Origin of the sequence: Mycobacterium sp. E3305 (genome assembly GCF_001666785.1) — a bacterium.
GTDB lineage: Bacteria > Actinomycetota > Actinomycetes > Mycobacteriales > Mycobacteriaceae > Mycobacterium.
Window position 1 is genome coordinate 1 of the sequence record NZ_LZJA01000300.1, and the last position, 1,139, is coordinate 1,139.

Sequence of the window (1,139 nt, forward strand, 5' to 3'; positions counted from 1 at the left end):
GCTTATCGCCAATCGCGTTGGGGCAGAATAGAACCGGTCTAGCCGTCGCCCTTGCCGCGTGACGCATCATTCGCGGCGGCGAGCAGTCGCGACGGGGCCAGTCGGCGCTCGGGGTCCACGGCGGTGCGAATCCGGACCAGACGCTGTAACCCCGAGCGGTCCAGCCCGTCCTCGACCGCGGCACGGCCGTCGGCGAACGACGCTGCGGCGAGCCCGATGTCGGCCCTCATCGCGGTGGCCTGAACCTCTGCCAACCCCCGCTCGGTGCGAGCACCCGAGGCGGCGTCGGCAGCGAGACCGACCGCGTGCAGCAGGAAAGGTCCGGGCACCGCGGTCATCGCCCCGTCGCGAGTGGGTGCGGCATTGCCCAGATTTCGGAACTCGACCACCGCTACCGGCGAATCGGGCGCGGCCGCGGTGCCCAACACCTCGGCTGCCACGTCCACCGCATGAGGTCCCAGCCACCTTCCGATGCCCAGCGCCGGAACCGGATTGGGTGGGTCGAGGTGGATTTGGGCCAGCCGGGCTGCATCGGCGCGCGCCCAGTTGCTGTTCACCGCGGGCGCCGGTGCGGCTTCGAGGGCGCGCAGCAGCGGGGCGGCCGCATCGGCGCCCTGCGGTGACGCGAACGCCAGATGCACAACCGGAACGCCTTGCAGCGCAGGAGGGAACGCCGGTGCACCCGGCGGGGTCCGCAGCACGCTGAGGCTGGTGGAGAGCGCATCACCGATCTGGCTCATGGCACTCGCCCAGGCATCGACGACAGGTCCAAGCGCGTCAATGCTCCACAGCCGGTAGCCGGCCCACGGGTCCTGGGGCGCAACCTGGGCAGCGGTCAACGCAATTGCCGAACGCGACGGGCTGCTGGGACTGGCCGGCACCTCGCCCACGGTGGCCGTCGCCGGTTACACGTTCGGGGGAGGGGTCGGGTTTTTGACCCGCCCGTACGGGATGGCCAGTTCGGCGCTGCTGTCCGTCGACTACATAGATGGCAACGGGCAGATGCGGCGGGCGGCGGAGGACGCGCCTGACGCCGCCGATCGCGGGGCGCTGTGGGCTTTTCGAGGCATTGGTCATGGGTCCGGCGCTGATCCTGTGCGTGATCGGCGCGCGCATGTTCCCCGGCACAGTTGACGCGC

Annotated in this window: 2 protein-coding genes; one reads left to right on the top strand and one right to left on the bottom strand. The window is 70.9% G+C overall.

Features of this window, described 5'->3' with window-relative positions:
• Positions 1-38 precede the first annotated feature (38 nt).
• On the bottom strand, positions 39-881 hold the full coding sequence (locus A5701_RS26145) for a hypothetical protein (protein ID WP_156670277.1): 843 nt from the start codon (positions 879-881) through the stop codon (positions 39-41).
• Here A5701_RS26145 and A5701_RS29440 point away from each other — a divergent pair.
• The gene (locus A5701_RS29440) at positions 871-1,134 is read left to right on the top strand and encodes a hypothetical protein (protein ID WP_369807453.1); all 264 of its coding nucleotides are present in this window, start codon (positions 871-873) and stop codon (positions 1,132-1,134) included. The two genes, A5701_RS26145 and A5701_RS29440, sit on opposite strands and share 11 nt — an antisense overlap.
• The last annotated feature ends 5 nt before the right edge of the window (positions 1,135-1,139 follow it).